Below are 6,318 nucleotides of genomic sequence, written 5' to 3'. Positions count from 1 at the left end.
GGCTCCCCGACCTGGGCTCGAACCAGGGACCTGCGGATTAACAGTCCGTCGCTCTACCGACTGAGCTATCGGGGAATGGGGCGTATTATAATGGCTGGAAAAAATGTGTCAATCAATATTTTAAAGAAAATGGTGCAAAATATTTCAAATGTTTGAATGTTAAAAATATTTTGTAATCAAGTTTCACATGCTTTCCAGCCGTTTCAGACGGCCTTTAGTATTTGGCGTTAACCAATTTGCCATTTTGGAACACTTGCTGCTGCATTACCGTACCGTTGTAGGCGTAAGTGGTTAATGAGCCGTTGCTTGGCGTGGCGCGGAACTGCATCAGTTGGTTGCGGCTGAGGATGTAGGGGTCTGTGCGTTTTTGGCTGTTGTCGCTGTAAAAGTCTTGGACAACGTATTCATTGTTGCGTTTGCTGATCAGTTGGCGATGGAAGCCGCCTTTGACTGCGCTGTTGCTGGGTGTGCCGTGCGCATCAAAATAGGTCACGATTTGTTCTTCTGTGATGCGGATGCCGTCCGAATCCGTATCTTTGGTGGTTTTGGTTTTGTCCAAGCCGACAGGGATGTTGATGGATGTGCCCAAACCGACATGGCGGCCGATGCTGGTGCCGACGCCTAAGCCGACGGAAACGCCGGGTGTGCCGACTGTACATGCGCTGAGTGAAGCGGCCAAAAGAGCAGGTAAGAGAACTTTTTTCATAATGTGGATCCTTGTAATAAGAAATGTTTGTAATGTGGGAAGTATAGTATTTTTGCGGTGTGGCTGGTGTTAGTATTGGTAAAAGGGCGCAATGCCGTCTGAAAAACAAGATAGAAACGAATATATCATTCTGGTGTAGAATGTGCCGAAATAATGATTTAATAAGAATGTGAATGAATAATGAAAACTTTGAAATTTACGAAGATGCACGGCTTGGGCAATGATTTTATGGTGGTCAATGCCATCAATCAGGACTTTGATCCGTTGGCTGCGCCGCTTGCCCAATGGGCGGACCGTTATCGCGGCGTGGGTTTTGATCAGTTTTTGGTAGTGGAGAAGCCTTCTTCTGATGCGGTCGATTTTCGGTACCGCATTTTCAATGCCGATGGTCGGGAAGTAGAGCAGTGCGGCAATGGTGCGCGTTGTTTTGCGCGTTTTGTCGCGGATAAGGGTTTGACGGATAAAACGGAAATCTTGGTCGAAACGGCAAAAGGGATTATTGTGCCGAAGCTGTTGGATAACGGTTTGGTTACCGTCAATATGGGTAAACCGCGTTTCATGCCGTCTGAAATTCCGTTTGTGCCTGCACATGGTGAAAATAAAGATGCCTTGACACATATTGTCTTGGTTGGTTTGGAATCTGTACCGGTAAGCTGCGTGAATATGGGTAATCCGCATGCGGTGATTTTGGTGGATGATGTTGAGACTGCACCGGTAGAGCATTGGGGCGGCGCTATTGAATCGCACGAGCAGTTCCCTGAACGAGTCAATGTCGGTTTTGTGCAGGTTGAAGATGAATTGTCAGTCCGCCTGCGCGTGTTTGAACGGGGAGTGGGGGAAACTCAGGCTTGCGGTACTGGAGCGTGTGCGGCCGTGGTGGCCGGCGTGCGCAATGGCTTGCTGAAAGAGGGTGCGCCTGTGCGTGTTACTCTGCCTGGCGGCGAATTGTTTATCAGTTGGGAAGAATGTGGCGATGTGCAAATGACCGGCCCTGCTGAAACCGTTTTTGAAGGCGAGTTGCAGTATTCATGATGGTTTCTTTGGATTTTTGGTTTGCCATCGCGTATGCTGTGGTATCGTTGGCATTTATTTTTCGCGCGCAGCGGTTTCAATGGCTTTGGGCTGCGGTGTTGTTGTGGCTGGGGATTTCGGCACTGGGCGCGCGCTTGCTGCCCGGAATGTGGGGCTTTACGCATACAGGCCCTTTGTTCATCCCTCATTTTTATCTGACAATCGCCAGTATTTTCTTCTTTATCGATGACTGCAGTAAAACGGAAGACAAAAAGTTTTGGTCGGCAGGCGAGTATGCCGGTTTGACCTTATTTGCCGTTTCCAATGTCGTCATGACTTTGGCTTTTGTTTTCTTGGCAGGCGTGGTTTATTTCATCTTGCCATTGGCAGGCGCGGTTTTTGCATGGGCGGCCTTGCTGAAAATTTATGCCTTGAAACCGATTTATTGGTTTGTTTTGCAGGGCGTGTTGATACTGGTGTTTTATCTGCACCGCGTGGTCGTGTGCAAGCAGTCGGCGGCTTTGTTTAGTACGACTCAGCTGCAAATGGGTTGGCTGGTTGCAGTTGTCATGCAGGTTGTGGTTGCCATGGCTTTGATTTTTGAACGGGGCGGATATTAATTTATCCAAACTAAAAGTTATAATGAAAGAAATTTTCGATATTGGTTTTTCAGACGGCCTGAGTTTAATATGCAGGCTATATCACATCTAAATCTGGAGCAGGAAATGAAAATTGCAAATAATATTACCGAGCTGATCGGCAATACCCCTTTGGTGAAATTGAATCGTTTGACCGAGGGTTTGAAAGCGCAAATCGCCGTTAAACTTGAATTTTTCAATCCGGGCAGCAGCGTAAAAGACCGTATTGCCGAAGCCATGATCGAAGCGGCAGAGCAAGCCGGTAAAATCAATAAAGATACCGTTATTGTTGAGGCGACCAGCGGCAATACCGGTATCGGTTTGGCAATGGTGTGTGCGGCCCGCGGTTATAAATTAGCGATTACTATGCCTGAAAGCATGAGTAAAGAACGCAAAATGCTGTTGCGTGCATTCGGGGCAGAGCTGATTTTGACACCGGCAGCCGAAGGTATGGCAGGCGCTATCGCTAAAGCCCAGTCTTTAGTGGACGAGCATCCAGATACTTACTTTATGCCGCGCCAATTTGATAACGAGGCTAACCCTGAAGTTCACCGCAAAACCACTGCCGAAGAAATTTGGCGTGATACAGACGGCCAAGTTGATATTTTCGTGGCCGGTGTGGGTACTGGCGGCACGATTACCGGCGTGGGTGAAGTGTTGAAAAAATACAAACCCAAAGTTCAAATCGTGGCTGTCGAGCCTGAAGCTTCCCCGGTATTGAGCGGTGGCGAGAAAGGCCCGCATCCGATTCAAGGTTTGGGCGCAGGTTTTATCCCCAGCGTATTGAATACGACTGTTTACGACAGCATTGTCAAAGTACCTAACGAAGCAGCGTTTGAAACTGCGCGCGCTATGGCTGAAAAAGAAGGCATTTTGGTAGGTATTTCTTCCGGTGCCGCGGTATGGAGCGCATTGCAGCTGGCTAAAAAAACTGAAAACGAAGGCAAGCTGATTGTTGTCTTGTTGCCATCGTATGGCGAACGCTATCTTTCTACGCCTCTGTTTGCCGATTTGGCATAATATAGGATTGTTGTTAAAGGGCCGTTTTCATACGGCCTTTTTTACGTATGGGCTTGAGATATAGTATGAAATCTGTTGTAATTCAGTTAATGAGCTTTGAATACCGTTATTCAAAAGTTGGTTTCTTCAACGAATCATGCTTATAATGCGCATTATGAAAAAATACATTCTTCCTATCCTTGCTGTGGCGGTACTTGCCGGTTGTGAATCGATTTATGTTCCAACATTGAAAGAAGTGCCAGTTCGACCAACCAACGTCAAGAAACCTAAGGCTGATTCACAAGTTTCAGCTACCAGTTATCATTTGGCTCCTTCGCATTGGGCAGATGTTTCCAAGATTCATGATGAAGCACGTCGCTTGAGTACCCAAGTGAGCCAAGGTAGTCTGACCAAAGTTCAGGCTGCCCAATATTTGAACCGCTTCCGTATCCAACAAGTGGGACGCAACTCCGTCGATGACAGTATGTACGAAGTTTATCTGCGTTCTGCCGTTGACAGCCAACGTGGTGAAATTACTACCGAGCAGTCCAAACAGTACATTCAAGGTGCTTTGCGTGGTTGGCAGCAACGTTGGAAAAACATGGATACCAAGCCAAGCAATCCTGCGTTTACCAACTTCCTGATGGAAGTTATGGGTATGCAGCCTTTGAAATAAAAAAGTCATAAACCGAGAAGGCCGTCTGAATATTCAGACGGCCTTCTTCTCATATTTATATATGTGTAGTCGAATTGTATCCAATTAAGAACCAAACAGCTTGTCAGCCGCTTGACGGGCTTTTTCTTGAATATCTTTGGTCAGATAGTTTTTCATCTGAGAATAAACCAATGCAATGACGGCAATGTCGTCACTGAAACCAAATGGAATCAGCAGGTCGGGAATGCTGTCGATGGGGCTGAGAAAATAAACCAGTGCACCGACAATAATCATTTTGGCCCGTTTGGGCGTGTGTTCGGATTCCCAAAGGTAATAAAGTGCATAAAGCTGTCGGACGACAGGTTTGCCCAGGCGGCCGGCAAAGCGTCCGAGTTTTTTCATAAAGCCGGATGTGTCCAAGTTTCGACGGCGGAAGGAGGGGATATAGTCTTCCGGATCGGGTGTGTTTTGATGAGGGGAATGTGTCATGATGCAGCTTCCTTATAAGGTATGGAAACATTGTTGGTGTTGTGCTGTATTTTAGTCCATCTAGAGATGGATGAAATGTCTTTGAATGTATAACTATGTAAGAGTAGTGATGATAATGCAATGGTAATAAGTTAAGAATGGCTTATGCCGCAGCAATCAAATCACTACTGCTTACCCACAAAAATAAATCGATTATATGGAGTAATCATGAATAAGAGAATAAAAATATGTCCCGCTTGTCAACAAGGCTATCTCTACCATTCAAAACCTAAATATCTTCATGATGAAATTATTCTGTGTGATGAATGCGATGCAGTATGGCTCAAAGGAGTGAATATATTTTATGGAGAATATGAAAAAGATTTTTATTCTTATGTTCCTTTCATGGAATCCCAAGGTATAACGGATGAATGTATCTGGGAAGGAGAGCTGTTCGATCATCCATATTATGAAGATGAAAACTCAAATGATATGGATTGATAGAAACTTTATATAGTGGATTAAATTTAAATCAGGACAAGGCGACGAAGCCGCAGACAGTACAGATAGTACGGAACCGATTCACTTGGTGCTTCAGCACCTTAGAGAATCGTTCTCTTTGAGCTAAGGCGAGGCAACGCCGTACTGGTTTAAAGTTAATCCACTATATCTTTTCAGACGGCCTTGTCCATCAAATTTGGCACATTATTTCACACACGGATTGTCTAAAACGACCGAGACATTGCGTTCGGCTTTGTTCATATACGTCATATGGACTTTCTTGCCTTTGAACTCTGCTTCAACGACAGATTCCTTTGTAAAGATTAGGTATCAAGAGTGAGAATTTATCTCACAATAGATACAATTCTCAAATAATAATGATGTTATCGTAAGTGCTTTGATGGGGAGATGGCTTAATTGCAGGAAAGTAACAAAAAAGGCTAGCCACGCAAAAAAAAATCTAAGAATGATTGTTTGATTTTATTAGTCTTTTGGTAAAAATCATTAGAGCATTCATAAATTGCACTGTTCAAAATGAGATAAAACAGGTAAATTATGGTTTATGTAGCTTATTGTAGTGCTGAGCTATAGGTTTTGAGCTGATAATAAATCTAGAGGAACTGACCATGTCCGCCAAATCACGCCCGGTATTTTTGGAAATTCCGAATATCCGATTGCCCATACCGGGGATTGTATCTATTCTTCACCGTATCAGCGGCGTCGGCTTGTTTGTGATGCTGCCTGTTCTCTTGTATTTCTTCTCTGGAACGCTGGATCGCGAAGCGTCGTTTGAAGCATATCGTTCTGCTATCTCCAATCCGTTTGTGAAGCTGATCCTTATCGGTCTGTTGTGGGCATATCTGCACCACTTTTTCGCCGGTATCCGCTTTCTGTTTTTGGATGTACACAAAGGCTTGGAATTAAATACTGCCCGTGCTACTGCTAAAGTTGTATTTGCTTCTGCTTTGATTCTGACTGTCGTTTTGGGAGCTTTGTTATGGTAGAACGTAAATTGACAGGTGCGCATTACGGTTTGCGCGATTGGGCAATGCAACGTGCAACTGCGGTCATCATGTTGGTGTATACCGTGGTTCTTTTGGTTGTTTTGTTTACGTTGCCTAAAGAATATTCGGCATGGCAGGCATTTTTTGATCAGACTTGGGTGAAAGTATTTACCCAAGTGAGCTTCTTGGCCGTATTCCTGCATGCATGGGTAGGTATCCGCGATTTGTGGATGGACTACATTAAGCCTTTCGGCCTGCGTTTGTTTTTACAAGTTGCCACCATCGTTTGGTTGGTAGGCTGCTTGGTGTATTCAGTTAAAGTAATTTGGGGGTAAA

9 protein-coding genes and 1 tRNA gene are annotated in these 6,318 nt (G+C 44.9%); 7 read left to right on the top strand and 3 right to left on the bottom strand.

From position 1 onward, the window contains the following. Positions 1-2 precede the first annotated feature (2 nt). Both ACTHSQ_RS05955 and ACTHSQ_RS05950 read right to left on the bottom strand, forming a co-directional pair. Positions 3-75, bottom strand: a tRNA-Asn gene (locus ACTHSQ_RS05955). Between the two features lie 139 nt (positions 76-214). Continuing rightward, complete coding sequence (locus ACTHSQ_RS05950) at positions 215-706, bottom strand: hypothetical protein (protein WP_003686126.1); 492 nt, start codon at positions 704-706, stop codon at positions 215-217. Positions 707-886: 180 nt separating this feature from the next. Between ACTHSQ_RS05950 and dapF the strand changes: the two genes are divergently transcribed. The 4 genes from dapF (at position 887) to ACTHSQ_RS05930 (ending at position 4,030) form a co-directional block, all read left to right on the top strand. Then, positions 887-1,738: a diaminopimelate epimerase gene (gene dapF, locus ACTHSQ_RS05945; protein WP_003686074.1), complete on the top strand. Its 852-nt coding sequence runs from the start codon at positions 887-889 to the stop codon at positions 1,736-1,738. Further along, entirely contained in the window at positions 1,735-2,337 is a 603-nt protein-coding gene (locus ACTHSQ_RS05940) for a hypothetical protein (RefSeq protein ID WP_440371370.1), read from the top strand. Before dapF ends, ACTHSQ_RS05940 begins: the two co-directional genes overlap by 4 nt. Positions 2,338-2,442: 105 nt before the next feature. Continuing rightward, positions 2,443-3,375, top strand: a complete 933-nt coding sequence (cysK, locus tag ACTHSQ_RS05935) for a cysteine synthase A (protein ID WP_440371371.1) — start codon at positions 2,443-2,445, stop codon at positions 3,373-3,375. Between the two features lie 154 nt (positions 3,376-3,529). Next, positions 3,530-4,030 (top strand): membrane lipoprotein lipid attachment site-containing protein, encoded by a 501-nt coding sequence (locus ACTHSQ_RS05930; protein ID WP_371464839.1) that lies wholly within the window; start codon positions 3,530-3,532, stop codon positions 4,028-4,030. An 84-nt stretch (positions 4,031-4,114) separates the two neighbouring features. Here the strand turns inward: ACTHSQ_RS05930 and ACTHSQ_RS05925 are convergent, their stop codons facing one another. Next, entirely contained in the window at positions 4,115-4,498 is a 384-nt protein-coding gene (locus ACTHSQ_RS05925) for a YkvA family protein (protein WP_003685957.1), read from the bottom strand. 207 nt (positions 4,499-4,705) lie between these two features. Here ACTHSQ_RS05925 and ACTHSQ_RS05920 point away from each other — a divergent pair, with 207 nt between their 5' ends. The 3 genes from ACTHSQ_RS05920 (at position 4,706) to sdhD (ending at position 6,317) form a co-directional block, all read left to right on the top strand. Continuing rightward, positions 4,706-4,978 carry a hypothetical protein gene (locus ACTHSQ_RS05920; protein WP_003686206.1) on the top strand — a complete coding sequence of 91 codons (273 nt, stop codon included), beginning with the start codon at positions 4,706-4,708 and terminating at the stop codon, positions 4,976-4,978. 626 nt (positions 4,979-5,604) lie between these two features. Next, the gene (gene sdhC, locus ACTHSQ_RS05915; protein WP_003686156.1) at positions 5,605-5,982 is read left to right on the top strand and encodes a succinate dehydrogenase, cytochrome b556 subunit; all 378 of its coding nucleotides are present in this window, start codon (positions 5,605-5,607) and stop codon (positions 5,980-5,982) included. After that, entirely contained in the window at positions 5,976-6,317 is a 342-nt protein-coding gene (sdhD, locus tag ACTHSQ_RS05910; RefSeq protein WP_003678837.1) for a succinate dehydrogenase, hydrophobic membrane anchor protein, read from the top strand. The genes sdhC and sdhD overlap by 7 nt, the downstream gene beginning before the upstream one ends. Position 6,318 lies beyond the last annotated feature (1 nt).

Origin of the sequence: Neisseria sp. P0009.S008 (assembly GCF_051958615.1) — a bacterium.
Lineage (GTDB): Bacteria > Pseudomonadota > Gammaproteobacteria > Burkholderiales > Neisseriaceae > Neisseria > Neisseria subflava.
Note: the sequence above shows the minus strand (reverse complement) of the source record. Positions and strands in the feature narration are given on the sequence as shown.

Bases quoted from the DNA above. Each gene is read 5' to 3' on its own strand.
- ACTHSQ_RS05950 (WP_003686126.1), bottom strand. From the start codon at position 706: ATGAAAAAAGTTCTCTTACCTGCTCTTTTGGCCGCTTCACTCAGCGCA.
- dapF (WP_003686074.1), top strand. From the start codon at position 887: ATGAAAACTTTGAAATTTACGAAGATGCACGGCTTGGGCAATGATTTT.
- ACTHSQ_RS05940 (WP_440371370.1), top strand. From the start codon at position 1,735: ATGATGGTTTCTTTGGATTTTTGGTTTGCCATCGCGTATGCTGTGGTA.
- cysK (WP_440371371.1), top strand. From the start codon at position 2,443: ATGAAAATTGCAAATAATATTACCGAGCTGATCGGCAATACCCCTTTG.
- ACTHSQ_RS05930 (WP_371464839.1), top strand. From the start codon at position 3,530: ATGAAAAAATACATTCTTCCTATCCTTGCTGTGGCGGTACTTGCCGGT.
- ACTHSQ_RS05925 (WP_003685957.1), bottom strand. From the start codon at position 4,498: ATGACACATTCCCCTCATCAAAACACACCCGATCCGGAAGACTATATC.
- ACTHSQ_RS05920 (WP_003686206.1), top strand. From the start codon at position 4,706: ATGAATAAGAGAATAAAAATATGTCCCGCTTGTCAACAAGGCTATCTC.
- sdhC (WP_003686156.1), top strand. From the start codon at position 5,605: ATGTCCGCCAAATCACGCCCGGTATTTTTGGAAATTCCGAATATCCGA.
- sdhD (WP_003678837.1), top strand. From the start codon at position 5,976: ATGGTAGAACGTAAATTGACAGGTGCGCATTACGGTTTGCGCGATTGG.